The 26,933-nt window shown below is 45.3% G+C and carries 28 protein-coding genes; 14 read left to right on the top strand and 14 right to left on the bottom strand.

All coding sequences use genetic code 11. The annotated features are described in order from the left end of the window. Positions 1 to 246 precede the first annotated feature (246 nt). From AC3RV5_RS12180 to AC3RV5_RS12150, 7 genes are all read left to right on the top strand, one after another. Complete coding sequence (locus tag AC3RV5_RS12180; protein ID WP_489727919.1) at positions 247 to 1,071, top strand: FkbM family methyltransferase; 825 nt, start codon at positions 247 to 249, stop codon at positions 1,069 to 1,071. A gap of 378 nt (positions 1,072 to 1,449) precedes the next feature. Then, positions 1,450 to 2,247 (top strand): glycosyltransferase family 2 protein, encoded by a 798-nt coding sequence (locus AC3RV5_RS12175; RefSeq protein ID WP_489727918.1) that lies wholly within the window; start codon positions 1,450 to 1,452, stop codon positions 2,245 to 2,247. A gap of 839 nt (positions 2,248 to 3,086) precedes the next feature. After that, a complete protein-coding gene (locus tag AC3RV5_RS12170; RefSeq protein ID WP_489727917.1) occupies positions 3,087 to 3,509 on the top strand; it encodes a MarR family winged helix-turn-helix transcriptional regulator in 423 nt (140 codons plus the stop codon). Between the two features lie 14 nt (positions 3,510 to 3,523). After that, a complete protein-coding gene (modF, locus tag AC3RV5_RS12165) occupies positions 3,524 to 5,011 on the top strand; it encodes a molybdate ABC transporter ATP-binding protein ModF (RefSeq protein ID WP_489727916.1) in 1,488 nt (495 codons plus the stop codon). A gap of 83 nt (positions 5,012 to 5,094) precedes the next feature. Next, on the top strand, positions 5,095 to 6,015 hold the full coding sequence (locus AC3RV5_RS12160) for a glutaminase (RefSeq protein ID WP_489727915.1): 921 nt from the start codon (positions 5,095 to 5,097) through the stop codon (positions 6,013 to 6,015). Between the two features lie 114 nt (positions 6,016 to 6,129). After that, positions 6,130 to 6,747 carry a flavin reductase family protein gene (locus AC3RV5_RS12155; RefSeq protein ID WP_489727914.1) on the top strand — a complete coding sequence of 206 codons (618 nt, stop codon included), beginning with the start codon at positions 6,130 to 6,132 and terminating at the stop codon, positions 6,745 to 6,747. A gap of 24 nt (positions 6,748 to 6,771) precedes the next feature. Continuing rightward, complete coding sequence (locus AC3RV5_RS12150; protein WP_489727913.1) at positions 6,772 to 7,083, top strand: cupin domain-containing protein; 312 nt, start codon at positions 6,772 to 6,774, stop codon at positions 7,081 to 7,083. A 540-nt stretch (positions 7,084 to 7,623) separates the two neighbouring features. Here AC3RV5_RS12150 and AC3RV5_RS12145 read toward each other — a convergent pair. The 4 genes from AC3RV5_RS12145 to AC3RV5_RS12130 form a co-directional block, all read right to left on the bottom strand. Beyond that, complete coding sequence (locus AC3RV5_RS12145; RefSeq protein WP_489727912.1) at positions 7,624 to 9,207, bottom strand: gamma-glutamyltransferase family protein; 1,584 nt, start codon at positions 9,205 to 9,207, stop codon at positions 7,624 to 7,626. 297 nt (positions 9,208 to 9,504) lie between these two features. Continuing rightward, on the bottom strand, positions 9,505 to 10,857 hold the full coding sequence (locus tag AC3RV5_RS12140) for a class II fumarate hydratase (RefSeq protein ID WP_489727911.1): 1,353 nt from the start codon (positions 10,855 to 10,857) through the stop codon (positions 9,505 to 9,507). 10 nt (positions 10,858 to 10,867) lie between these two features. Further along, positions 10,868 to 11,335 carry a host attachment protein gene (locus AC3RV5_RS12135; RefSeq protein WP_489727910.1) on the bottom strand — a complete coding sequence of 156 codons (468 nt, stop codon included), beginning with the start codon at positions 11,333 to 11,335 and terminating at the stop codon, positions 10,868 to 10,870. Between the two features lie 248 nt (positions 11,336 to 11,583). Beyond that, the gene (locus AC3RV5_RS12130; protein WP_489732149.1) at positions 11,584 to 12,405 is read right to left on the bottom strand and encodes a MurR/RpiR family transcriptional regulator; all 822 of its coding nucleotides are present in this window, start codon (positions 12,403 to 12,405) and stop codon (positions 11,584 to 11,586) included. Between the two features lie 125 nt (positions 12,406 to 12,530). On the opposite strand from AC3RV5_RS12130, the gene cobB reads away from it, so the two are divergent. The 5 genes from cobB (at position 12,531) to AC3RV5_RS12105 (ending at position 16,206) form a co-directional block, all read left to right on the top strand. Beyond that, positions 12,531 to 13,238 (top strand): Sir2 family NAD+-dependent deacetylase, encoded by a 708-nt coding sequence (gene cobB, locus AC3RV5_RS12125; RefSeq protein ID WP_489727909.1) that lies wholly within the window; start codon positions 12,531 to 12,533, stop codon positions 13,236 to 13,238. A gap of 8 nt (positions 13,239 to 13,246) precedes the next feature. Beyond that, positions 13,247 to 13,888 (top strand): LysE family translocator, encoded by a 642-nt coding sequence (locus tag AC3RV5_RS12120; protein WP_489727908.1) that lies wholly within the window; start codon positions 13,247 to 13,249, stop codon positions 13,886 to 13,888. A 98-nt stretch (positions 13,889 to 13,986) separates the two neighbouring features. Beyond that, positions 13,987 to 14,733, top strand: a complete 747-nt coding sequence (locus tag AC3RV5_RS12115; protein ID WP_489727907.1) for a DUF2189 domain-containing protein — start codon at positions 13,987 to 13,989, stop codon at positions 14,731 to 14,733. Further along, complete coding sequence (locus tag AC3RV5_RS12110) at positions 14,726 to 15,580, top strand: glucosaminidase domain-containing protein (protein ID WP_489727906.1); 855 nt, start codon at positions 14,726 to 14,728, stop codon at positions 15,578 to 15,580. Before AC3RV5_RS12115 ends, AC3RV5_RS12110 begins: the two co-directional genes overlap by 8 nt. Further along, a complete protein-coding gene (locus AC3RV5_RS12105) occupies positions 15,577 to 16,206 on the top strand; it encodes a DUF2987 domain-containing protein (RefSeq protein WP_489727905.1) in 630 nt (209 codons plus the stop codon). Before AC3RV5_RS12110 ends, AC3RV5_RS12105 begins: the two co-directional genes overlap by 4 nt. A gap of 31 nt (positions 16,207 to 16,237) precedes the next feature. Here the strand turns inward: AC3RV5_RS12105 and rssA are convergent, their stop codons facing one another. Then, complete coding sequence (gene rssA / locus AC3RV5_RS12100; RefSeq protein WP_489727904.1) at positions 16,238 to 17,188, bottom strand: patatin-like phospholipase RssA; 951 nt, start codon at positions 17,186 to 17,188, stop codon at positions 16,238 to 16,240. A gap of 24 nt (positions 17,189 to 17,212) precedes the next feature. Further along, positions 17,213 to 18,118, bottom strand: coding sequence for a tRNA 2-thiocytidine(32) synthetase TtcA (gene ttcA / locus AC3RV5_RS12095; protein WP_489727903.1), 906 nt, complete (start codon positions 18,116 to 18,118; stop codon positions 17,213 to 17,215). Between the two features lie 139 nt (positions 18,119 to 18,257). On the opposite strand from ttcA, the gene AC3RV5_RS12090 reads away from it, so the two are divergent. Further along, positions 18,258 to 18,956: an ABC transporter ATP-binding protein gene (locus tag AC3RV5_RS12090; protein WP_489727902.1), complete on the top strand. Its 699-nt coding sequence runs from the start codon at positions 18,258 to 18,260 to the stop codon at positions 18,954 to 18,956. Continuing rightward, entirely contained in the window at positions 18,946 to 20,190 is a 1,245-nt protein-coding gene (locus AC3RV5_RS12085; protein ID WP_489727901.1) for an ABC transporter permease, read from the top strand. Before AC3RV5_RS12090 ends, AC3RV5_RS12085 begins: the two co-directional genes overlap by 11 nt. A 27-nt stretch (positions 20,191 to 20,217) precedes the next feature. On the opposite strand, the gene uspE is transcribed toward AC3RV5_RS12085, so the two are convergent. The 8 genes from uspE to ccoO all read right to left on the bottom strand — a co-directional run bounded on the left by uspE (position 20,218) and on the right by ccoO (position 26,931). Continuing rightward, on the bottom strand, positions 20,218 to 21,150 hold the full coding sequence (uspE, locus tag AC3RV5_RS12080) for a universal stress protein UspE (protein WP_489732148.1): 933 nt from the start codon (positions 21,148 to 21,150) through the stop codon (positions 20,218 to 20,220). A gap of 224 nt (positions 21,151 to 21,374) precedes the next feature. Continuing rightward, entirely contained in the window at positions 21,375 to 22,031 is a 657-nt protein-coding gene (locus AC3RV5_RS12075; protein WP_489727900.1) for a sulfite exporter TauE/SafE family protein, read from the bottom strand. Continuing rightward, positions 22,024 to 22,221, bottom strand: coding sequence for a cbb3-type cytochrome oxidase assembly protein CcoS (gene ccoS / locus AC3RV5_RS12070; protein ID WP_489727899.1), 198 nt, complete (start codon positions 22,219 to 22,221; stop codon positions 22,024 to 22,026). Before ccoS ends, AC3RV5_RS12075 begins: the two co-directional genes overlap by 8 nt. Before the next feature lie 19 nt (positions 22,222 to 22,240). After that, a complete protein-coding gene (locus AC3RV5_RS12065) occupies positions 22,241 to 24,619 on the bottom strand; it encodes a heavy metal translocating P-type ATPase (protein WP_489727898.1) in 2,379 nt (792 codons plus the stop codon). Next, positions 24,619 to 25,128 (bottom strand): FixH family protein, encoded by a 510-nt coding sequence (locus tag AC3RV5_RS12060; RefSeq protein ID WP_489727897.1) that lies wholly within the window; start codon positions 25,126 to 25,128, stop codon positions 24,619 to 24,621. The genes AC3RV5_RS12065 and AC3RV5_RS12060 overlap by 1 nt, the downstream gene beginning before the upstream one ends. Positions 25,129 to 25,204: 76 nt before the next feature. Next, positions 25,205 to 26,158: a cytochrome-c oxidase, cbb3-type subunit III gene (gene ccoP / locus AC3RV5_RS12055; protein WP_489727896.1), complete on the bottom strand. Its 954-nt coding sequence runs from the start codon at positions 26,156 to 26,158 to the stop codon at positions 25,205 to 25,207. Further along, positions 26,151 to 26,324: a cbb3-type cytochrome oxidase subunit 3 gene (locus AC3RV5_RS12050; protein ID WP_489727895.1), complete on the bottom strand. Its 174-nt coding sequence runs from the start codon at positions 26,322 to 26,324 to the stop codon at positions 26,151 to 26,153. The genes ccoP and AC3RV5_RS12050 overlap by 8 nt, the downstream gene beginning before the upstream one ends. A gap of 1 nt (position 26,325) precedes the next feature. Next, on the bottom strand, positions 26,326 to 26,931 hold the full coding sequence (ccoO, locus tag AC3RV5_RS12045; protein WP_489727894.1) for a cytochrome-c oxidase, cbb3-type subunit II: 606 nt from the start codon (positions 26,929 to 26,931) through the stop codon (positions 26,326 to 26,328). Positions 26,932 to 26,933 lie beyond the last annotated feature (2 nt).

Raw genomic sequence — 26,933 nt, 5'->3', positions numbered from 1 at the left:
CCTAAGTTAACTGCTTTTTCTCCGGCAAAATATATTACAATGAGACACTACAACCCACTGAAAAATAGATTTTTGCAAGAATTTTATTAGGTGTAATGGTGGTGATTAATTTAGGAAATATTTGGGAATGACGATTCTTTTGCAACTTTGATGAATCAAATTTTGTAGAGTCAATGAATTGAACCGTAACTCATAAAACTAACAGAAATATTCACATGATTATTGTGGAATTAGGGAAAGCAACTTTTGAAAATAGTTAAACAAAAATCTTTAGCACGAGCAGCATCTTATTTTTTCCAGCGCTGGATTTTACGTAGAGAATTTTTGGATGCTAGAGTTGATTCGTTAAACTTAGTGTTCAAAGTAAAGACCAAGGACGTGGTAGGACGACATATATATAAATACCAAGCGCATGAACCTGAGTTAAGCGATTGGCTAGTGAATAATGTGACCCTTCTTAAGGGAGATGTGCTTTTGGACATAGGCGCGAATATTGGCTGGTATTCAGTTCTTTTTTCGCGTCTAGCAAATAATGATAATCAAATCTTTGCATTCGAACCGGATCCCTTGAATAGTACCCTGTTGAATCATAATCTTGAAATTAACGAGGCCAAGTCAGTCACTGTTATTCAGGCCGCAGTGGCTGAGTCTACTGGTAAAGCAAAGCTCTACCAATACAACAGCAATAACCTTGGAAAGCATTCTATGCTCGAATCATCGGACCAAACTTCTGTCAATGTGGATACAGTCGGTTTAGATGAATTTTTTAGCGATATTGGACTTGAAGATCGCAAAGTGCGAGTTTTAAAAATTGATGTGGAAGGCTATGAATATTTCGCACTAAAGAGTGGAAAAGAGATACTAAAACGCTGTCAAATTATTCTATGCGAATACTCTCCGGATATCATGCGGCGCCACAACATTTCTCCGGGCGCTTTATTGGAACTGATTTTTGACGCTGGGCTTTATCCTTGGGAACTCAATCATGGGAAACTAAAGAAGTATAGCAAAAGTGACTTATTGTCCATTAATGGGGTAGTTGATGTCATCTGGACTCGCGATGCGCATTAAACCTAAAAGATAGATATTGCCTAGCTCAATCAAACTTAAAAACGGATTATGTACATGGAATCTCTTTGCTAAAGGCACCTATGGTTCGACTTGCACGGTATAACCCTCTGCGAAGTCCAGGGCCATTAATCTCGCCGTGCAAAATGGCTTTGCATTTCCTGCACATGATCCTGGTGAAAACTGTCATCGTTATCTAATGATGACATAGGGTTGTATTAGTCTGGTTGCCGTGTAAAAAACTCATCCCTAGTATCGCTTAAAACGGGGGGAAGGTGATGTTCCACCACCTTGAAGCTGGGTTTGGTTAGAATATGCGTGTTAAGATGCCCGGCTAAATATTTAAAAGTTTTTTTGAAAAGTTGTTTTTTTAGGGCCCCCATGAATAAATTATACCGCCTATCTGTCACCATCATTACTCTAAATGAAGCTGACCGAATTGAACGTTGTCTAGAATCTGTTAAAGATCTTGCCGATGAAATTATTGTATTTGATAGTGGCAGTACCGATGGCACTTTGGATATTGTGCGTCGTTATACAAACAAAATATGGGAGACTGACTGGCCTGGTTACGGGGTTCAAAAGCAAAGGGCGCTAGAACAGGCTCAGTATGACTGGGTATTGGCGATCGACGCAGATGAAGCACTTGACCCCGAATTACAAGAAAGCGTACGTAAACTATTGTTTGAACCTAGGGGCAACAAAGTTGCCATCAAAATGCCTTGGGGCGTGACTATTTACAATAAGCGCTTGGATCATGGCCGCAGTGCACGTTCGCAATTACGCATGGTATGGCGTGAGGGCGCTTCGTTCACTGATGCACAGGTGCATGAAAAAATAGTTCACCCACCTGGCGAGACTGTCACGTTAAATGGCCGCTTATTGCACTTCACACACCGGAATTATGGCCATGCCAGCCATAAAAATGTTAAATACGCCTGGCTAGGCAGCCAAAAATATTTTAGCAAGGGTAAACGCTGCCACAGCTTGTTTAGTGCTTTACTTCGAGGTTTTTGGACTTTTAATTTGGTTTATTTTATTCGCGGTGGCTTTCTAGATGGCCCTGTCGGTTTTTTGATTGCCATGGATTATGCACAAACTAATTACAACAAATATGCCGGTTTGTGGACACTGACACGCATGGAAAAATTAGCCAACAAAGCTAAGAAGCCAGAGTAACCTTAGCCTAAACTTCAATCACACAGAAAACGGGTAGACTTTGTGACTCGATTAAATACTAAAGACATGATGGGGGATGCGATATCAGCGCTAAAGCCATCTATTTCTATTTTGGAATGAAGTGTATTTTTTCTCCAACCTATGTAAAGGTCTGAAGTCGGTCAGTTTTTACATAGGTCCAAAATTTTTTAGCTGAAATAAATTAGTCATTTTAGGTCTCCCCATATTTGTAGATTTAAGCAAGGATTTCCTATGAGATTCTCTCTCTACAATCCGCACAGATAATTGCAGCCTCTTTGTTATCAGATTTACCGCTGACTGGAATCACTTAAACATAATCATTTACGACAGTCGTTTGAGTATTAACCATTACCTAATACTGAATATTCCGTGTGGGCAACGTTTAGATTAGTCGCCATAGACTATAGCCACCCAAGACCACCGCCCAAAAATGTAATGAATTGGCATGTTATTTTCTGCTAAAACATCTTCTGTCTTCTCCACCGCACTACAATTTCCAATTTTCATTCCCCCTGAAGTCATAAATAAGCTTTAACCCAGCTTTCTAATAATCAGCTTTACCCAACACAGTTTCGCGACGTGTTATTTGAAAAAGCGAGTAAGTAATCGCTATACCCTAACCCCATACTTAAAAAGGGGATGACCGAATAATAAATCTTTAATAGTGCAACGCTAAAGGTTTGCCTACGCTTCATTGAAGCTTGATGCATATTTCACCTATACTTGATTGATCAACTACTTGATGTGGGTATTTACTTGATGTAACCTTCTTTTTGGAATGGTCATATCGGCCATCTTTAAACGCAGGAGTAAAGATAATGGTGCCACTAGCCGAATCTATGGAATTGTTATTTAAGTTATCGGGGGTCTTTAGTCAGGTGAATAAAAAAGTCGATCGTGTCTTGAGCACACACGGCATTAGCTTGAGTGAATTTATGGTGCTGCAGCAACTTAACTACGCGCAAAATCAAATGATGAGCAGAATTGAATTGGCGGACGCAGTCAATCTCTCCGCCTCGGGTATTACCCGATTGCTCAATCCAATGGAAAAAACTCATCTGGTTGAAAAGGAAAAGAATAATCGGGACGCTCGGGTCAGCCTGGTTAAGTTAACGTTTAGCGGACGAGACTTGTATAAATACGCATTTTTAAGCTGTAAAAATGCCATGGATACGGTTACGGCTGACATGGGGTCCAAACAATTGACTGCGTTGCTGGATTTGTTAAAAAAATTACAGTAAAAAATAGGTAACAAGTGGATATTAAATTGCAACCGAGTGGTGACAAGCAACAGATTAAACTGAGCAATGTCAGTGCCGAATTTTCCGGGCACTTTTGTCTGAAGCAAATTAACTGGACGGTTAAGGAGCATCAGCACTGGGTGCTTGTGGGTGCCAATGGCGCTGGAAAGTCCGCTTTAGCAGCTTTGCTTGCGGGTCAAGGACACATTACCGAGGGGGAGCTGAGTTCCAGCTTTACTCGGATAGGGCTGGTTTCCTACGAATCCCTTAATGCCTTGATTGAGCTGGAGTTAAAAAAAGATTCAGCTGATATATTGGATATAGTGCCAGTGCCGACCAAAGTCAGGGAAATTTTAACCCAAACCAGTGAGCAGGGGGACGGCGTGCTGTACACAGACTTGTGCCAGTGTTTGCTGGTGCTGTTCAATTTCGAGACATTGCTAGACCATGATTTTATGGCTTTATCGACCGGTGAGACACGCAAGTTGTTGTTGATAAGGGCCATAATTTCCAAGCCCCAATTGCTTATTTTGGACGAGCCATTTGATGGTCTCGATAGTTCCGCTTGCGAAAAGTTGGCTGAGTTACTCAGTGGGTTAACTCAGTCTGTAACCATGGTTATGGTATTTAACCGACTATCCGAAGTGCCGGATTTTGTGCGCAATTTTGCTTTTGTCAAGGGCGGACAACTTGCCGTGACTGTGGGTGATAAAAGTCCTCTGCAGCGTAAGCAATTGCAGCAACTTATCCACCAGCAACATACTGAAATGGTCTTGCCATCACCTGATGTGAAAGTTATGCGTAACCTTTTCAAGGTAGGCTGTTCGTTGGTTGCATTAAAAAACGTTACAGTAATTCATCCTGATAAAATAGTGTTTGAAAATTTGAATTGGCAAATTAATTGTGGCCAGCATTGGCAGTTAAGTGGCCCCAACGGTTCGGGTAAAACCAGTTTGTTACAGTTGATAACAGGTGATCACCCACAGTGTTATAGCAACGACATTCAGGTGTTTGGTTTCCAACGTGGAAGCGGTGAAAGTATTTGGGATATCAAACAGCATATTGGATTGTTATCGAACACATTACATCTGGCGCATCGGGTAAACTGTAGTGTATTACATGTCATTCTGTCGGGTTTTTACGATAGCATTGGTTTGTATCAGCAACCCACTTCAGAGCAAGTTAGACTGGCGAAACAATGGTTAACATTAATAGGGTTAGTAGCGGATCAAGATCAACCGTTCCAGCAATTATCATTCGGCGATCAGCGTTTGTGTTTGGTAGTCAGGGCCATGGTTAAACACCCAGCTCTGTTAATACTGGATGAGCCGTGTAACGGCTTAGATGATTTGAACCGCCAGCGTGTATTGCATTTAATTGAGCGCATCTGTGAGTTTCAAACAACCTCAGTCATTTATGTTAATCATCACGCGGATGATAAGATCTGTGGCATTAGCCACTATATCAAGCTTGGAAAGCCGTTGTCGGAAGGTGGCTCGTAGCCATAAAACCCATTTGTAAGGCCTATATGAAGGCGTAGAACATTTAATTTTCTTGGTAAAACATCAATAAAAAGTGGATTAGCGTGCAAAATATTGTAGATGAAATATACCGTGAAATGGCGACCCGCACCGAGCGAGGCAAAGTTGCCAACTACATTCCCCAATTAGCTTGTGTAAACCCCAATCAATTTGGCATAAGCCTGGTGATGCAAGATGGCACAATCTACAGCGCAGGATGCGCCAATACGCTGTTTTCAATTCAAAGCATCTCCAAAGTGTTCACCCTGACGATTGCCCTGGGTAAATTAGGCGACGAAATCTGGACACGGGTTGGCCGAGAACCATCAGGGGATCCGTTTAACTCCATAGTGCAGCTTGAGCATGAAGCAGGGATCCCCCGTAATCCGTTTATTAATGCCGGTGCTATCGTCATTGCCGATGCAGTAATGATGGGCAATGAGCCCAAAGAAGCCTTAGCTGAAATCCTGCAATTTGTCAGGTTTGTTGCTGATGATGACTCTATCGGCATTGACGAAAAAGTGGTGAAATCCGAATTGCTGACCGGTAGCAGAAATGCGTCTCTGGCGCATTTTATGGCGTCTTTCCAACGTTTGCGTAATCCGGTGGACAAGGTTTTGGGCACCTATTTTCATCATTGTTCAATTTCCATGAGTTGTGAACAACTGGCCAAGGCCGGCTCATTTCTGGTCTCAAATGGTAGGAATGAATATACGGGAATTCAAGTAGTACCTGAGCATAGGGCGAGGCGGATCAATTCCTTGATGTTAATGTGCGGACATTATGATGGCTCAGGAGAGTTTGCCTTTCGCGTCGGTTTGCCCGGCAAAAGTGGAGTAGGGGGCGGCATTCTGGCCATCGCCCCAGGAAAGGCGTCTATTGCGGTATGGTCACCGGGTCTGGATGTAATTGGTAACAGTAAACTGGGTACTGAAGCCCTAGAAATGTTAGTTCAGCGTACGGGATGGTCAATATTCGGCCATTAAAATATTTGTCTAATATAAAAAATAATATAAAAAATAGTAAGATAGGCGGTATAATCGAAAACTGTTGGCCGCTTGGGTAATGGCCTTGCCATCCCCCTTCTTTAAGGATGAATTTTGCAACATAATTGCTATTTTTACGAACCGCAAAATGGTCACGGTTTGATCCATGATCCGTTTAATGCCCTGGTAGCGCCCAGGCCTATTGGTTGGATATCCAGCCAAGATCAGCAAGGTAATCTAAATCTGGCCCCATACAGCTTTTTTAATGCCTTTAATTACCATCCCCCTATAGTGGGGTTTGCCAGTGTTGGTTATAAAGATTCGGTGCGTAATATCGAAAAAACCGGAGAATTTTGCTGGAACTTGGTGACCAAACCCTTGGCCCAGGCTATGAATAAAACGTCCGTTGGCGCAGGGGCTGAGGTAAACGAATTTGCCTTAGCTGGCCTTGAAACTAAAATGTCAAAGATTGTGTCTGTGCCTCATGTTGCAGCCAGCCCTGTAACCTTTGAATGCCGCCTATCGCAAATCATTCAATTAACTGGCGCCGATAAAAAACCGGTTAATACCTGGATGGTGTTTGGCGAAGTGGTCGGAGTGCATATAGACAATGCCCTTATTCAGGACGGCATTTACCATACCGCTTCCGCTCAACCAGTGTTACGCGGTGGAGGTGCCGGTGATTACTTTTCTATAGACGAAAGTCTGCGTTTTACCATGAACAGGCCTTAATAGGAAAAGCACGTAGAGAAATATATGGAAATCATAAGAAGTAAGAAGTTTACCGCTGCCCATCCTTGGGGGGCCAAAAAAATTGCCAATATGAATGGAATTACCACCAGGCTACATTGGACAAATGAGCCTTACAAGTGGCATACCAACGAGGGTGAGGAGGTATTTGTCGTACTCGATGGTATGGTAGAAATGCAATACATGGAAAACGACGTGGTATATACGGTCCTATTGAATCAGGGGGATATATTCCACGCGTCACAGGGTACGCAACACGTGGCCTGTCCTTTGGGAGAGGCTAGGATCCTAGTGGTGGAAAGTGAAGGCAGTATATAGAGAAATTTGACTGCATGGATACGACGGGTATTAGTCAATGCAGCAATTGTCCAATATAATAGGGTCTGATTCAGTAGTTAACTAAAAATTCTGCCAATACCTGGGTAGCGAGAGCTATATCACAGATACTCAGCGCATAAACTACATGGCCACGGTGCAGATTTTGGCCATAGCCATATTGCCACTGGTTTACAGAGCAGTGGCCAGTTTAACTTGGAGCTGTTGGTCACACTTTACCGCCATTGCCTGATGGGTGGCTTTGATATCAATGGTTACCCTGCGACATTACCGTTAGGTTCATCGGCTACGTTGGGAATATCCAGACTAAATGCCGTTCCCTCACAAATCCTATTTATATTGCAAGTGGCTGACCGAGGTGACCAATTTTTGCGCTGACAACACGTTCTAAGGCCAGGAGCATGTCGCTGAATGCTCCATCCGCCACCCAATAATCCGGCAGACACACCAGTACAAGCCAACGCACCATTGGTCGGCAGGTTTTGCAAAATCAAGTCTATTAAGTTCTCAGTCAATATAGGGTTAAAAATTGTTGAGGGTGGCAAAAGCCTTGCCATCGCTACGGGGATCACTGGCTGCGGTTACCGTGTTGTCTGGTCTGAGTACCACCGCGCCTGCGTGTCCCATTAATTCATTACAGGCAGCAACAGTTGCGATATCATGGCCTCTGGCGGTCAAATCGGTCTGGATGTGGCTGGCTAAATCACTTTCGATTTTTAGATTGTGACTATCGTCGCCCCATGTACGTCCTAACAACCAACGTCCCAGACTGATGGATTCAAACAGGGACTTTTGTTGATAGACGTAGCGAGCAAATATTGCCGCCTGGGTCTGAGATTGACCTTCACCGCCCATAGTGCCGTAGCTCATACGCCTGCCATCGGCTAGTTCGGCGTAAGCAGGATTTAGGGTATGAACAGGTTTTAACCCCGGGGAGAGTTGCCGCAGTGAATCAGGTATTAAGGAGAAAGACGTGCCGCGGTTATTCCATATTATGCCCGTTTGCGGGGATACTACGGCGCTACCAAATTCCCAATAAATGCTCTGGATGTAACTAACCATTCTTCCTTGATTATCACAGGCGCCCATCCATATGGTGTCTCCCTGTTGCGCCTGATAGGGCCAGGGTAAGGCTTTTTCCATGGTGATATTAGCCTGCATCTTATCCAGGGCCTTATCAGACAGAAAGGCTTCTAGTTCTATGGTCAATTTACCGGGATCGGTTACCTGGCTGTTGCGTACTAAAAAGGCCTGCTTGGTACATTCCACTATAAGATGAACGAAGTCAGCTTCCGTTTTAGCTTGGTGTTGTAGCCTATCAAAAAGTGCCAAAATGATTAGCGAGGCGATCCCCTGAGTAGGGGCCGGTAGGTTAAATAACTTGCCCACGGAAGTTTGCACACAAAGGGGCGTCACCACCTGAGCTTGATAGGTCTCAAAGTCTGCCAGTGTGAGGGGCGACCCGGCCGCTTGAAGATCTTCAGCCAATGTTCGGGCAATACCCCCCTGGTAAAAATCATTCAGGCCATTTTCTGCAAGAGTGGTTAACGTCTTAGCAATGGCAGGTAGTTTTAATATTTTACCTTTTCTAAGACTCTTGCCTTTCATCATAAATTGTTCAAAGTGGGCCAGATGCGACAATTCGTCGAACGTTTTTTCGCTGGCATCTTGCAGGCTCTGGGTGACTTCGATTCCCCATTCTGCCTGACCTATGGCCGGCGCGAGCAGCTCGCTAAGCGCTAAGCCAGGTTGCCAATTGTGGCTGATCTCCAGTGCTTTTTGCCAACCCGCAACGGCTCCGGCCATAGTCAGTGCCGCTTTTGCCCCTCGACTTGGAATAGCCTCATGGCCATGGTAATAGGCGAGATCGGCTTTGGCACCGGCTACACCACACGCATCAATTGCCATTGGAGCCTTGCCAGGTTCACTGACCAACCAAAATCCATCTCCGCCCAAACCATTCATATGGGGATAAACCACTGAAATGGAGGCAGCTGCGGCCACCATCGCTTCTATTGCGCTGCCACCATGCTCTAAAATATTTTGCCCTACTTGGCTGGCTGCATAATGGGGGGCAGTAAAGGCCACGGGATAGGATGTTGTCATGTAGTTTTCTCTATAAGCATTTGGGTGAGTTCGATAAGTGCCTTATCGTGATTTTTTTGCTCGATCAATTAAAATTAGACCAGCGCTCCTTCAATTGCTCCATGGGATGTGTAACTGGGGCGTATATCTTGGGTGATTAGTCTTGCGCTATGAAACAAATGTTTCAATTAATAGTCAAGAGAAGCATTGGTCTGGTGCGACTATTTAAAAAACTATGCCTTGTTCTTGTTTCACAGGGGTATTAACAAGGGTCATAAATAAGTGACCAATAGTGAGGAACTATTGGCCAATGTATTATCAAGTCATATTTTTTGGATCCAGCATACGGGTGAGTTCTTCCTTATCCAGGTTGGTCATTTCCAGCGCAACGTCTAACACTGGACGTTTTTGTAAATAGGCAGCTTGAGCAATTTCTGCCCCTTTTTCATAACCAACCTTGGTATTTAGTGCTGTGACCAATATAGGGTTAAATGTCAGACAGTCAGCCATCTTTTGTTTGTCTGCTCTAAGTTCAATTATGGCCTTTGCCGACAGTGACTCCGTGGCATTAGCTAAAATTTCGATGCTTTGCAGTAAGTTATAGGCGATCACGGGTAACATGGTGTTGAGCTGAAAATTCCCTGACTGGCCTGCTATCGTTATGGTTGTATCATTGCCTATCACTTGGGCGCAAACCATGGCTACGGCTTCAGGAATAACCGGATTAACCTTTCCCGGCATAATACTGCTACCGGCCTGTAATTTGGGCAGAGAGATCTCCCCAAGTCCTGCAAGGGGACCGCTGTTCATCCAGCGCAAATCATTGCTTATTTTCATCAAGCTTACAGCGAGTGTTTTGAGATGCCCACTTATCTCAACCGCTGTATCCTGGCTACTGATGGCGGCAAAATAATTCGGGCTGGGCACAAAGTTAATCCCCGTCGTATGAGCGAGTTTATGGCAAACCGACGCAGCAAAATCGGCATGGGTATTGATCCCGGTACCCACAGCCGTGCCCCCTAACGCCAGTTCATGTAAGCGCGGTAAAGCCTGGTCTAAACGTCTGATACCCAGCTCAATTTGACGGGCCCAACCACCCAGTTCTTGACCCAGAGTGATAGGCATGGCGTCCATAAGATGGGTGCGGCCCGTCTTGACTGTGTCCTGATAGAACAGGCTTTTACCTTCGATAGCCTTGCGTAACGTCTCCAGGGCGGGTAACAATTTATGTTTGATCCCCAACGAGGCACTGATATGAATACAGCTGGGTATTACATCATTTGAGCTTTGTCCCATATTCACATGATCATTGGGGTGTACTTCTTTACCTTGCTTGGACGTCGCCAGTGTGGCTATCACCTCATTGGCATTCATATTGGTACTGGTACCAGAGCCCGTCTGGAATATGTCTACCGGAAACTGACTGTCATGCTGGCCACTTGCTACCTCCATTGCACTGCGTTCAATGTCGATTGCCACGGCTTTATCCAGTAACTGAAGTTCGCCATTAGTTTGGGCCGCAGTGGCTTTGAGCAGTCCCAGGGCATGGATAAAAGCAGGGGGCATATGTAAACCACTGATGGCAAAATTTTCCAGGGCAAGCTGGGTCTGTTTGCCAAATAAATGATGGCTGGTGTGCTGGGCATTTTCGAACGGATTGGGGTGAGTCATATGAATTACCTTAGGCGTTTGCCTTTCCTGGCCACAATGAATCCATCAATAAAATACGTAATTTTGCTGGTAGATCACGTTCCTTAATGTGGGTGAAATCCTTATCCACTTCGGCAATCACTTTGTCCTTAAGCTGTTTCGAAAATGAGTTACGCAAATCTCCTAAGGTCTTGGGTGCCGCAACAACGATTAGACTGTGAAATTCATCTATATGTTGTTGCAAGAAATCGGCAATTTCGTTGGCGAAGACTTGTTTTTCATGGGTATGGGGATCCGTGGGACGTTCGAATGCACTGCGCCCACCACTGGCGTTATTCACGGCTCGGCCTCGTTTGGTGGTGACCAACTCGCTAGACGGAAGATTGACATGTTGTAATGTGCCGTTAGGCAGAACTTCGAGGGATTGGAATATATTGCAGTAGCGTGAAATGGTGGCATTGGCGCCGTTGGCGATAAGTAGCCATTTGTTGTTCGACATAAAAGTGCTCCTGTATAATAAGGATGTATCTCATTTATGGGCACGTAAGTTCGATGACTTCATCATATTAGGATGAGTTATGCTGCAAATTAATCAAACCTACACACCTTAGTATTGGCCCTGAGTGAATATTTTCAAGTCCTATAATTTGACAATATTGGTCAAATATATATGCTGACCTGCTACTGACGTTCCATAGAGTAGTTGACCTGAAATCGAGAGATCTGAAGATGTTGTACGACTTGATATCAGGTTTTTTCCAATTCATCCAAGTCGGTGTAAAGGGCAGAAATAGCGCTGGTCCTTTGTTGCGCCGATTGCCCCATCGTAGCGAAGACCCGGTTACAGATGACGGAAATAATACTCATTGGCGCCGCGTAGCTGTCCAACGCTTGTTCGTGGCCTAACTGACAGATAATCAAATGTTTTACTTGATCACAGTATAGCTGGCCGGAAGGGTCGGCCAAAAGAGCAACGTTATTATGATCCTGTAGTTTTTTCATTAACGCCTGAAAAATCTTAGGTCTGCGTCTAAAACCGATCACCAGCAGCAATTCATCTGGGCTTATGTCTAGTAATTCTTCACTTAGGGTCTGGCCAGGTTGGGGTAACAATCTGACTTTGCTGCGTATTTGCAGTAGTTGCTGGCGCAAATGCAGCGCCACAGGGTAGCTGTTACGAAAACCTATTATGGTGATCCGTGAGGCGTGACAAATGGAGGCGATCAGTTTGTCCAAGGCCGTCTCGTCAATATTGTTCCATGTCTGTTGAATTCGCTGCAGCTCCTGGGCCAATAGGTCACTGCCCGAGGATTTGATATACAGAGGATAACCCGTGGCCCGCAACGAGTTCAGTTCCTGTTTGGCATCTTGATGGGAAGCGTAGCCTAGCTGTCGGAAAAAACGACTTACGGTAGCTTTTGAAGTGCCCGTTTTATCCGCTATAATCGCCACCGGACTGCTGACCACGTCCATTGGATTATGCAGCAAATGGTCGGCTATCTTACGCCCGTTTGGGGATAATTGTTGGTAGTGTTGTTCGATGCGATCTTTAAATAAAATTTTTGCCACGGCATTTTTAACGACTGGGAAAACTTGGCTCAAGCATAATTGTGAAATGTACTCACCACAAACGCAAATATGCTTAAAAGCCATATTGGCACTTTCAGATAACGCGTCGAACTGGAGTATTTCAGGTGAAATTTGGCAACATAGTTGTATTAACGGGGGCCGGGATATCCGCTGAATCAGGTTTGAAAACCTTTAGGGATAATGATGGTTTGTGGGAAAATCATCGTCTTGAAGACGTGGCGACACCTCAGGCCTTTGCCCGGGATCCTGAACTGGTTTATCGTTTTTACAATTTGCGCCGGGCCCAATTGACGAGCCCAACCGTGCAGCCAAATGCTGCCCATGGGGCCTTGGCCAAACTTGAACAATGCCACCCAGGTAACGTACTTATTGTGACTCAAAACGTCGATGATCTGCATGAGCGGGCAGGGAGCCAAAATGTATTACATATGCATGGGCAACTGCTTGGTGCCCGTTGTTGCGTAAGTCATAAAAGTTTTGTTACCCGAGATAATTTCGACCAAAACAGTTTGTGTACCTGCTGTTGTCCGGGAAACAAAATACGCCCTGATATTGTATGGTTCGGCGAGTTGCCCATGTACATGAATGAGATTGAACAGGCGCTATGGCAGGCGGACTTATTTGTGTCCATTGGCACATCGGGCAGCGTTTACCCCGCTGCTGATTTCGTCCATCAAGCCAAACAATTTGGGGCGCATACGGTGGAGTTGAATCTTGCAGCAAGTATGGGGGGAAACGAATTTAGTGAAACCTATTATGGCCTGGCTAGCGAAATCGTACCTGGTTATATCGCCCAATTACTTAAAGGATAACTCAGTTCATGTTCACAAATTTTGACCTCTATTGGGTCGAGTTTATAACCATTGCAGCGGTACATCTATTGGCCGTAGCCAGTCCAGGGCCAGATTTCGCGGTCGTACTTAAACACAGTATCGGTTATGGACGCAGGGCGGCCATGCTAACCAGTATGGGTGTGGGACTGGGCATTCTGGTCCACGTAGCGTATTCTTTACTCGGGCTGGGTTTGTTAATTAAAACTACCCCTGGGCTATTCCAAATTTTCAGCTATATTGCTGCCGCTTATTTAATATTTATCGCTTGGGGCGCTCTGCGCAGCCAGCCTAATGGTGATTTCAGCAGAGATAGTAGCCCTCGCAAGGCTGATATTTCCGATAGAAAAGCCATAATGGTGGGATTTTTAACCAATGGCTTAAATCCCAAGGCCACCTTGTTTTTTCTGTCAGTTTTTGCGGTGGCAATATCCGTCGACACACCCACTAGTGTCAAGCTGATCTACGGACTTTACCTGGCCCTGGCCACTGGTCTGTGGTTTTGTATTTTATCCTATTTTTTAAGCAGCGAAAAAGTGCGATTATTTATTGGCGAAAAGGCATACTGGTTTGACCGGCTGATGGGGGGGGTATTACTGGCTTTAGCCCTGAAATTACTCTGGCCGAATTAGGAATATAATTCAGTCTACCTAGACTAACGGAGCAGATTTCGCATCGAGACCTTTCATCAGTTATCATAGCGACCAATTATGCAAAAAAGGTTTAATTTGTGAGTGAGGAAAAGAAAATCACCTTAGGTGGCGATATCGATACGACGCTGCGAGGGGAGACCAAGATTGAAATGGCAAGCTGTGCAAAAGAGGGCTGGTTGTTAAGTAAAACCAACCGAGGTGCGTTATTGCAAGGTAGCTTGTTCACTTTGTCCATGAGTCTGTTACTCATTTTTGTGATCCAAATCTGGTTTGATCTGGAAGATCTGCAAAACGTATCCATCCAGGTCAGCTTTTTGCTAAATGTGCTGTTTACCTTATTAACAGCCCCGCTGTTAACTGCATTAATGGTCATTGGTATTCGTCAGAGTGTGGGATATAGTTCGGTTTTTATAACTTTGGCCAAACAAATGGCTAGCTCTGCCTTACTCATTTTTACGGCCTTGATGATCGGGGCGTTAGTCAACCTGGGAATGTCGTTGCTACTGGTGCCAGGTGTCTATTTGGCCATGTCGACCGCCTTTGCCCTGCCGCTGTTGGCAGACAAAAAATTGCGCCCTAGTCAGGCGATGTTAATGTCTGTCCGGGTGTTTAACCGTTACTGGTCAGCATTATCGCTGTTTTATATCGGTGCCTTTGTACTCTTTATGTTAGGGCTATTTACCTTGGGCATCGCCTATATTTGGTTAGTGCCTTGGTACTTTAATACTAAAGGTGTGTTGTATCGTGAGTTATTTGGTGTTGAAGTAAACTCACCCAGGCAGCCAACTGCCAGCCACAAAAACGAAACGGTTTTTTATGCTTGACAAAAAAGACAAATATCAACGCTGGCGTTATCTTGGCGCCGGCATCCTGATCTTCTGTATCTTGTATATGGCGGACTATTATTTTGATTCACAGCGGCCCGAAGACGGGCTAGGTTTAACAGAAAACGAACTAACTACACTGATTGATGAATTTGACCGCGTTAAAGAGGATAACTACAACAAGATAAAAGATATGCCTGATTTTCGGCAGTTTTCCTCAGTCACCCAAAAAAAACGCGCCTTTTTTGCTTATCTGTTACCTGAAATTAAGCGTCAAAACGAACTCACCTTGACCTTACGCAAAGCCGTCTTCGCTATGCAAGAGCTTATATCTGCCAGTCAACCCTTGACGCCTTTTGCCCAAGAGTTATTGGCAGATTTACGCAAAAATTATCGGGTTAAAAAAAGTTTGCATGACAAACAAGCATTGGCGGTGTTAAAGCAAAAGGTGGATATAATTCCCCCTGAATTAGTACTCGTCCAGGCCGCCAATGAATCTGGATGGGGAACATCGCGTTTTGCGCGCAAAGGATATAATTTTTTTGGCCTCTGGTGTTTTAAAAAAGGCTGCGGATTTGTGCCCCATCGACGCAATGAGGGAACAGTGCATGAGGTGGCAAAATTTAACAATTTGTCCCACGCAGTGATGACTTATATACGAAATTTAAACCGTCATTATGCTTACCAAGAAATGCGCGAAATACGCAGTCAGTTGCGCCAACAAGACAAACCTGTTACTGCCAAAGCCTTGGTTCAAGGCTTACATAGCTACTCTGAACGCGGCCAAGACTACATAGATGAACTAGTGGGTATGATGAGAATGAATAAGAAACATATGAATTTATGAAAAAATGGATATTGGCAACATTGTTATTACCCGCCAGTCTAATGGCCGAACCACTGGTCGTTGAATACAGCACTTTTTATAGTCACCTGAGAAAAATCCAGGACGAAGACACCGATGCTTTGCAATTCGCCTTTGGCTTTAAAAGAGTGCAAAGCTTAGATTTATGCCATATTAACGCGGCTTATATTCACACTCAAAAACAAGATATTGAATTGCTTGTAACTGGAGAACAGCGTTTCACCATGCCCACGGAAAAAGCCTTAAAAATGGCACGAGCCGAGGTCGTACTTGACTTGCAAGAGCCCGCCAATCAATGTGACATATCGGTACAACTTGAAACAAAACCAGACTGGCTAAAAATGAATTACCAGGCGGCAGAGCTCAAAGCGCTGTATGCCCAGTACCAAACCTTTTTTGATGACATGGGCAGTTTTCTAGCATTTTTGATGCCGACAGTGAAAGGAATGACCTTTCAGTTTGCTGATCATAACTTGAATATGGTTATAGATAATGAATTACAGATCAAACAAGGTAAGCTGAAATTAAGCCAAGCCTGGATTGAAAAGAACGATGGTTTGACACTTACGAACAAGCCGTTACGCATAACCGCCATTGTTAACAAATAACCCAGGGCTAGCCTGATTTCAGACCAGGAAATTAATTCAACCTAAGCTGGTAACGGATCTGATCTGCGATGCGCCTGACACTGTTTCGACCTTCCTCGATTAATTCATCAGCCCGATAAAACTCCATCATGCCAAAATCACGTAACTGTGGTTCAATCAGGATATCCGGAGGATCACCTGCCAACCGCGAACGGGTAACCCTGGCTTGCAAAATTTCCAAAGAGCTGGCCATCACACCTATCATACTCGGGGCGTTATTTTTGGTTCCAGCGTTAATTTTTCCCAGATCTGGCGGGGGCGGGTGACTGGATACTTCCGCGGATTTAGTCTCGCCTTTGAACCAATTTTGGATTTGCGCCTGACTTTTGCTAAAAAAATCTGTGATCTTTTGTTGATTACGTTCATGTTCAACTTTGTTTTGCTCAAGGGCCTGAGGGCGAAAATCCGCGCTCAGATTGATGGCAAACACAATATCGGCACCCAGGTGACGGCATAGATTGACCGGCACAGGATTAACCACGCCACCATCAACCAACCAACGGTCATGATGCATGGTAGGAGGAAACAAACCGGGTATGGCACAAGAGGCCCGCACAGCATCGACTACTGAGCCCGTCAAAAAGTTGATCTCCTTACCGCTGTATAAATCGGTGGCGACACAAGCAAATGGCTTGGTGAGTTCTTCAAACGTGTGGGCGCTGAAATTATCTTTCAGGGCCTTGAAGACCTTTAGGCCGCTCACCAGCCCCCCCCTGTATAAACCGACCCCCATCAGGGCGAAGACTTGCCATTCAGTGAGACTTCGTACCCACTCCTCCAGAGGGGTTAGTTTGTCCGAGGCATATGCCGCTCCGACATACGCACCGATGGAGCAACCGGCGACAACATCAATTTGTAGACCTAGCTCCTCCAGGGCCTGGATGACACCTATATGCGCCCAACCTCGGGCGGCGCCACTTCCTAATGCAAGTCCAATTTTCATCTGTACATACCTGTCTTCATCCGGTTATTCAATAGGGGTTATATTCACAAATTCTTCGACTCGCTGGCGTTTGCTGGAGGCCGTTAAATCAATAGGATCAAAGGCCTGATCACCGCCGGCGTATGCTGTATTTTGGCTGGCAAGATCAACGAAATTGAAAGCCTTGGGATCCGCCAGGTGCGAGGGCACCACGTTTTGCAAGGCACTAAACATTGTCTCAATCCGCCCTGGATATTGCTGATCCCATTGCTGCAACATCTGTTTTACGCGTTTACGCTGTAAATTTTCTTGTGAGCCGCATAGGTTACAGGGGATGATTGGAAACGCCCTAGCCAGAGCATAGTCGGCCAGATCCTGTTCGGCGCAATAGGCCAATGGGCGGATCACTATGTGTTTACCGTCATCGCTGGTTAACTTGGGCGGCATGGATTTTAAGCGCCCGGTGTAGAACATATTGAGAAACAAGGTTTCCAGCATGTCATCCCTGTGATGACCCAGGGCAATTTTACTCACCTCCAGTTTAGTGGCCTGGGTATACAAAATACCTCGACGCAAGCGAGAGCACAGTGCGCAGGTGGTTTTTCCCTCAGGCACTTTTTCCATGACGATGGAGTAAGTGTCCTCTTCAATGATTTTATATTCCACACCTAATTGTTGCAGATATTCAGGTAAAACCTGTTCGGGAAAACCAGGCTGTTTCTGATCCAAGTTGACCGCGAGTATAGAGAAGTCGATGGGGGCATGACGCTGCATGTGTAACAGCATGTCTAACATGGCATAACTATCCTTCCCTCCAGATAAACAAACCATAACCTTGTCGCCCGCTTCAATCATATTGAAGTCAGCGATAGCTTGGCCGGTCTTTTTACGCAGTCGAGTCTGCAGTTTTTTAAAATTGGAAGCGATTTTAGGTTTGATACTTTGGGTCATAGCTAGGCAACTAGTGAGAATATGAAAAGACAGTGCAGCGGGATTATACCCAAATAACTGCACTTTAGGAGTGACTATTGTCTTGCCGAGACAACAAAAATTGTTACTCTGTGGCTATTGTTACCTAGCTAGTTGTTGTATGTCTCTCGCGATAAGTATATCTGATCTTGTTTTTGCCTGGTCCCAGAAAGTTAACCTTACTTTGCATATCCCAAAGTGGGAGGTTGAGCGTGGCCAACATGTGTTTTTATATGGGCCTTCCGGCAGTGGTAAATCCACGCTGCTGAATTTATTGTGCGGGGTGTTGACCGCCCAGGCTGGCCAGTTATCAATATTAGGACAGAATATTGAGGCCTTATCTGCCCGCCAAAGGGATCATTTCAGGGCGCAGCATCTTGGGGTCATTTTTCAGCAGTTTAACTTGTTGGGGTATTTAACCGGTGAACAAAATATCGCCTTGGCTGGCGCGTTTAAAGACACAGCTAAAGGCCAGGATAAAAATACTAAACAACGTCAACTCGCCCAGCACCTATACCACCAGTTAGGTTTGTCACCGGCTTTGCTCAAACAAAAAGCCAGTCATATGAGTGTGGGTCAGCAACAGCGTATTGCCGTGGCCCGGGCCTTGATAAACCAACCACAAATCATCATAGCCGATGAGCCGACTTCTGCGCTGGACAGGGAACATAGAGATAACTTTATCACCTTGTTATTGGAACAAAGTCGCTTAAATAACGCCACCGTAATCTTTGTCAGCCACGACCAGAGCCTGGGTCAATATTTTGATCAACAATTTGCCATCAATACCCTCAACAAAGGGCAACAGAATGTTAGTTAAGTTGACGTTAGCCAGTTTGCGCGCCCGTAAACTGATGGCCTCCCTGACTGTGTTTTCTGTGGCGCTGAGCATGTTTGTGCTGTTTAGTGTGCAACACCTGAAAACCGAAATTAAAGCAAATTTTTCCCGTTCGGTATCTGGAGTCGACCTGATAGTCGGGGCACGTACCAGTCAGCTAAATTTATTGCTGTATTCGGTTTTTCATATTGGTATGCCAAGCAATAATATCAGTTGGCAAAGCTATCAGGCTATCGGCAAAGCTCAGGGGGTAGCTTGGGCTATTCCTATATCTTTAGGGGATTCCCATAAAGGGTATTCGGTCGTTGGCACGACTCAGGCATTTTTCCAACATTTTCGATATGCTGACAAATATCCTTTGAAATTCCAAAGCGGCAAACGCTTCTCCACACAACAAGAAGCGGTTTTGGGGTTTGAGGTCGCCAAACAGCTAGGGTACGGTGAAGATGACGAGTTTGTCGTCGCTCATGGCACAGGACGAGTCAGTTTTAGTCACCACAGTAGCCATCCCTTGAAGGTAGTGGGCATACTCAGGGCCACAGGTACGCCGCTGGATCACAGTATCTATCTGCACATAGGCGCTATAGAGGCGATGCATGGCGCCGGGCGTCCCAATGTCACTGGTAGTCAGTTGGTTGACACGTCCCCGGATATAGACGCGCATGATATGCAACTGAGTGCGATTTACCTGGGGTTAGGCAGTAAAATCGCCATCTTGCAAGTTCAGCGGCAGATTAATCAGTTTAAAAATGAAGCCTTGTCGGCGATTATTCCCGGGGTAGTCCTGGGCGAATTGTGGCGGCTAATGGCGATAGTGGAGGTCAGTCTGAGTATTATATCCAGTCTGATTTTGCTTGCAGCCATGCTTGGCATGCTCATCATGTTATTGGCGTCAATGCATGAGCGGCAGCGTGAAATAGCCGTGTTAAGAGCACTTGGCGCCAATGCGCTCATTATAATATTGCTGATTGAAAGTGAAGTTTTGCTGTTGACCCTACTCGGCTGTGTTTTGGGTTATCTGGGCTTGAGTGCGGCATTGTGGTTTGGCCAAGAAACACTGCAGCACAGTTACGGTCTATTTATCGCTCCTGTTGTACTAAACAGCGAGATCGCTAGCTATATCTTGTTAGCTGTTATTTTGGCCTGGCTACTGGCGCTGTGGCCAGCCATTGGTGCTTACCAACGTTCATTGCAGCAAGGCTTGATAACATCGTAACCTCGCTCGAGTATTTTACCGGGTGAGTTAACAGCGTATAGGTGAGACAAATCCTTCAGGTTTAATTGCCAGTACATCGCAATTGAGTTTATCAATGACATGTTCTGCGGTATTACCAATCAATACCCCTGAAATACCTTGTCTACCCACTGTGCCTATCACGACCAGTTCGGCATCCAAATATTCCGCCAATCTGGGAATAACCTCTTCAGGTAAGCCCTCTTCAATATGACATTGAGACGCGGTTATATTATGTTTTTGGGCATGGCGGGCCATGGCGAGTTGATGATGCTCTTTAACTGATTCGTTATATACTCCCGGGTCAAACTCGGGAATTTCGATGGCAATGTTAACTGGGGTCCCTGGGTAGGAATTGATCAGATGTACATTGGCATTTAACAATTGGGCAAAATGTTTGGCTTCGGTGGTGACCCTATGGTTGAGTGAGTCGTGCTCCTTGTCTTCTACACCCACATTAACTGCGGCCAAGATTTGTCCGCCTTTTGGCCACCCATGATCTTTGACCAGCAGCACCGGAACAGGTGATTTACGCATTATGTGCCAATCGGTTGGGGTAAAAATCACTGCTTTTAAGGTATCGTTTTGCTGGGTTCCCTTGACCACTAAATCATATGCATGGTTGATCACTTCACAGATAATGCTTTCGTAAGGGCGGTTGTGCCAGACCACCTTGATATCGATTGCGATATTTGATCCCTTTATAATCTCTTCGACTAAATCAGATAACCACAGGGTTCGGTCATCGACTACCGCCTGGCGCATGTTTTCACGCTCGTCGGTAGACAACATGGTTGTCATTTCGTAGGAAAAATCATAAATAGTCAGAAATGCGGTAATGCTGGCTCCGGTAATATAGGCTATCTCTATAGCCCGTAAAATAGATTTTTGATGTTCGTCTTCTGGCTCTATCACCGCAAGTATTTTTTGATATTGCATCATCATTCTCCAGTACTAAAGTGCCGAAACCCAAGAGCAATACAAGTGTATGTAACTAAGTCGGTTTTTGCCATGAATGGCCGACCAATTAACAATCTTTTGCTCAATTAGCTAACCAGCCTAGCTTGGCATAACTTTAGCGGAGCGACAATCAAATTACGCTACACCGGGGGGCAGCTAATATTTTGGGAATATGTCCCTAGCCTGGCGTACGGACTATTTAGCCATCAAAACGCTTGCCAAAGCATACTCAAGGAAAAAATCAGTAGACAACTAGCGACGGCTTGACGCGTAACGGGGTGAGTAAGAAGATGTTTGATGGACTCGATGCTCGCCGCCATGGCGATAAGGGCTGGCAGAGTGCCTAACCCGAAACAAAACATAATGGCCGCTCCCTGGTAGCCACTGCCGCTGGCAAGACTCCAGGTCAGGGTTGAATATACCAGCCCACAAGGAAGCCAGCCCCATATCACGCCATAGGGTAGGGCATATAGGGGGTGTTTAAAGGGCAGCAGTGCCTTGGACCAGGGGCGGATCCTGCGCCACAGTATGGCCCCAGCACGCTCCAGATGACTTAACCCGCGCCACCAATTGCCGATATAACAAGCCATCAACAACAAAAATACGCCACTTATAATTTGCAGCACCAGAAGTCCACTCGCCACATGCACCGTCACTAAACTGCCCAAATAACCGGTTAAACCACCAAGCAGACTATAGCTGCCAATACGCCCTATATTGTATGCCACTATGTAGGGCCATTGCGCGGCACCTTTGGGGATCACAAAACTGAATGCGCTTACAATGCCGCCGCACATACCAACACAATGCACACTGCCGGCCAGGCCAATAAACAAGGCTGATAGCAGGCTCAACTCAGTCATGGTTGTTATCTGTGCGTGGTTTTTTAGCAGGGGCAGGGGATTTGGGTTTGATATCATCATCAAATAAAATACTAGAGCCATGACGCTCCAAATCTTCGAATTGATTGGATTTTACCGCCCAGAAAAAAAGGCCGATAGCCAAGCAAACTAACAAGACAGCAATGGGGATCAAGATATAGATTATGTCCATAATACACGTTGCCTTTGAGTCATTTAAGTAACCTGACAGAATTGACTACAACGATGATCGAACTTAATGACATGCCGATCACCGCCATCCACGGGGCCAAGGCGCCACTGATAGCCAAGGGTAAAACCAGCATATTATACCCCAGGGCCCAAAGTATATTTTGCCTGATTTTGTTATTGCACCGTTTGGCCAAACTAAAAAGTAGCGGTAATTTGTGTAAGGAGTTTTGTAGCAAAATAATGTCCGCAGAGGACTTGGCCAGATCTGAACCGGCGCCCAAAGTCACCGCAATGTCGGCCTGAGCCAAAACCGGACCGTCATTAATGCCGTCGCCAAACATCATTACTTTGTGGCCATATTGCTGGGCTTGATCAACCTTTTGCAATTTGTCTGCTGGCGTCTGCTGGGCATACCACTGGGAGATAGAAAGTTGCTCGGCTACTTGCTTAACATTGTATTGATTGTCACCGCTTAAAAGTACCAGTGTTCTGTCTCTGAGCTGGGTTAACATATCCAGACAATCTTCACGTAACTTGTCTGTCAATACAAATCCCCCTAAAACCAGCTTGTCGACCTGAATAAAAATACTACATTGGCGCAACTCATCAGGGACGGGCTGGGTCATAAACCGCTGTGAACCCAGTTTGATTGTTGCGCCCTGGATTTGTCCTTCCACTCCCAAACCTAAAGTACTGTGAAAATCAGTCACTTCCTGAGCGGTGTTCGGGCCGGGAAATGCCCGGGCAATGGGGTGTTCAGAAAACTGCTCGATACTGGCAGCGTATTCCATCAGCGTAGCAGGGTCGTGTCCAGTCAGAGTCTGAACTTCACTGATACTGATCTTGCCTTCTGTCAGGGTGCCGGTTTTATCCAGCATAATACAGTCGATATCGTTGAGTTGTTCGAGCACGTCAGCGCGGGTGAGCAACACCCCTTGTCTATTCAAATTGGCCATGGCGAATGATAAGGCGGAAGGCGTTGCCAGCCCAAGAGCACAAGGGCAAGTCGCTATTAATATGGAAATAGCAATCCAGAAAGCCTGGTCGTTACCCAATAGTGACCAGACTGTATAACTGGCCAGGGACAGCACCAAGACACACGATACAAAGTACCGGGAAACTTTGTCCGCCAAGGTAGCGATTTTAGGTTTGTTGGCCATGGCCAACTCTTGTAAACGAGCGATCTGGTTGACCAGGGCATGTTTAAATTCAGTTCTAACGGTAATCGTCAGACTTGCCCCCTTATTTATCGTGCCCCCATAAACTTTATCCCCGGGATTTTTAGCCACCGGATAAAATTCACCAGTGAGCAACGACTCGTCAACTTGACCGTGGCCTGCTATAACTTCACCGTCAATGGGGATGCTTTCTCCAGTTTTGACCAGTACTTTTTGTCCAACTTGGAGGTTTTTAGCCAGTACGCTATGCAGTGTGTGGTCTACAAGTACATTGGCCGTTAGGGGAATATAGCGCAACATGTTAGCTGAGATCTGGGCGGCTTTCCGTCGTGCCTGATGTTCAATGAAGCGACTGATTAACAACAGAAAAATAAACATGCAAACCGATTCAAAATAGACTTGGCCTTGGTGATAGAAAGTAGCCCAAACACCTGACAGATAAGTCGCCCATATGGCGATGGAAACGGGAACATCCATATTGATACTTTTGGCTTTTAAAGCCTGAAGTGCGCTTCGATAAAATCCCGCCCCAGAATAAAAAACAACCGGTGTAGTCAAACATAAACTGACCCAATTAAAAAATGAACTGGTTTGCGGGTCGATATCACCCATTAAATCAAAATACATAGCCACGGCTAACATCATCACTTGCATGGTCATTAGACCAGCCAGTCCAAGACGTTTGAGCAACGTCTGGTGGGCGCGTTTAAATAAGGCTTCTTGTCCGTCTGCCTGAAAAGGACTGGCATGATAACCGACGCGCTCTATGGTCGCCATTATTTGGCTTAGGGCCAACGATTCGGCAGACCAACTGATCAGCGCCCGATTTGAGGTTACATTAACTGAAATCTGTTCGATACCGGGCAGTTTGCCCAGTTGTTTTTCGATTAACCATCCACAAGCCGCGCACGTTATACCGTCAATAGAAAGTTGGATCTGCTTGTATTGCCCCTGTTGGATCACAAAATCATGTTGAATACCTGGCTCATCATATAATGCCAACTGTTGCAGGGTGTCGGCTAGGTCTGATTGAATTTTGTGGCCCGCTTGGGTACGAAAACGATAATAATCATCCAGTCCGTTCTCGACTATTGCTTGGGCCACAGCTTGGCAACCGGGACAACACATAGTGCGTTGGGAACCTAATACCAGCGTATCAAATTTATCACCATCTACTGCCGGTAAACCGCAGTGATAGCATCTCGACGTGGCTTGATTCATCAGGGATTAAAGGGGATGGCCCGTTCCTGGGGAAAGGATAAAGTCTGTTGAATTTTCCACTCTCTATCATGGGGCTGCAATACCACGCGCCACTTTCCGCTCAGGTCCCTTGCAGCAGTCGCGCGATATACGCCGGATGCATCTTTAATTAGATCATAGGCTTGATCTTTGTATTGCTGAGTTACATGGTAAAAAGATAATCTTAGTGCAGAGCCATCTTGTGGCTGGCCTTGGGGAAAGGTCAATGTCAGTTGGTCACCTGATATTGTTAATAAGCTTCGAATGTTTAATGCTTTAGCCTTTTCGATTTTCTCTAAACTCAAATTGATGGCCTTGCCTTGTTTGTAATAATCATCCACCACCATGCTGTCTTCACTGTTATAAGCAAAACGCAGCATATTAAAACTCAGGATCATCGAACACAGTGGAATTGTGATTAAGAACCAGGGCCAAAACTGTTGATACCATTTCTTGGTATCAGTAGCACTAGGGTCAGAAGTAGGGGACATACACACCTTAAATTATGAAAAGGTTGATTGATAAAAAAAGCCTCGACAACGCGAGGCTTATTTAACCACAACTTGGCTATTTTTCTTGGGATAAACTGTAAACATATGCTGCAACCAGATGGATTTTTTCGTCCCCTAAGGTTTTCTTAAATGAGGGCATCACCCCATTTCTTCCGTAGTTTAAGGTTTCAGTTACGGCACGATGGCTGCCACCGTATAACCAAATATTATCCGTAAGATTAGGAGAACCTAGCGCCTGGTTGCCTTTGCCGTCTGGACCATGACAGGCTGCACAGGCTGCAAAACGCACTTTGCCCTGATCGGCTAATTGCTGATCAACTTGTCTGCCACTGAGACTTAGCGCATAGGCAGCAACTTCTTCAATGCCTTTGTCACCAAATGAGTCTAACCAAGCGGGCATCATGGCTTGTCGGCCCAACGTCAGGGTTTCGGTGATTTTGGCTGGTGTACCACCATATAACCAATCGTCATCGGTTAGATTAGGGAAACCTTTTTGACCACGGGCATCGGACCCATGACATTGTGAGCAGTTTTGGCTAAACAGACGTTGGCCAATTTTTAGCGCCTGTGGATCCTGGATAATTTGCTCGATAGGCTGCTTGGCATATTCGGCAAAAATGGGGGCAAAACGCTCTTGGGCAAAATCCAGTTCCCGATCGTATTGCACTATACTGCCATTTTCTTTTGCTGCCTTGCGGGCGGCTTCAGATTCGGCCAATGACAGTACGCCTTGATTAGAACTCTTCCATCCTAATATACCCTCGAAATTTCCTAAGCCGGGGTATAACAAGAAATACAGAAATCCCCAGACGATACAGACGTAAAACAAGATGGTCCACCAACGTGGTAACTGATTGTTTATTTCGATGATGCCATCAAATTCGTGATGCATATCGTCACCTTCAGCTACACCGGTTTTATTACTTAAACACCAACGTAAAAGTAAAAAACAACCAATAATTGATCCCAGTGTAATGACCGTTATCCAGATGCTCCAAAAGCTACTCATTTATGCCTGACTCCCGCTCTTCTTTTTTAGGTTCATCAGCAAAGATTAAATTCGCAGCTTCCTCGAAACCCGCTTTTGATTTTTTGCTGTAAGCCCACATAACAATACCTATAAAAACAACAAATACGAATAATGTGAAAATAGTGCCCGTGACCGCGTAATCCATATTATTTCAACGCCGTGCCAAGAGATTGCAGATAGGCGACCAAGGCTTCTATTTCGGCTTTGCCTTGCACGGCTGCTTTGGCGCCGGCTATATCTTCATCTGTATAAGGGACACCAAAATCTCTAAATACTTGCAGTTTTTTGGCTGTTAATTCGCCGGTTAATTTATCTTCAAATAACCAGGGGAAACCGGGCATGTTGGACTCGGGCACCACATCTCTGGGGTTATTCAAATGAACTTTATGCCATTCGTCACTATAACGACCGCCAACCCGGGCCAAATCGGGCCCAGTGCGTTTTGAACCCCATAAAAAGGGATGTTCCCAGACCGATTCGCCAGCCACGGAATAATGACCGTAGCGCTCAGTTTCTGAACGAAAGGGGCGGATCATCTGACTATGACAACCTACACAACCTTCACGAATATAAATATCCCGACCTTCCATTTGCAAGGCAGTGTAAGGCTTTAATCCGTCTACCGGTTTCATAGTCTGTTGCTGATACATCAGCGGGGTGATCTCAACCATAGCGCCAAAACTGATGGACACCAGGATCAAGATAGTTAGCAAACCAACATTTTTTTCAACTAACTCATGTGCATTTTTCATAT

Source organism: Paraglaciecola sp. IT1134 (genome assembly GCF_058068185.1).
Note: the sequence above shows the minus strand (reverse complement) of the source record. Positions and strands in the feature narration are given on the sequence as shown.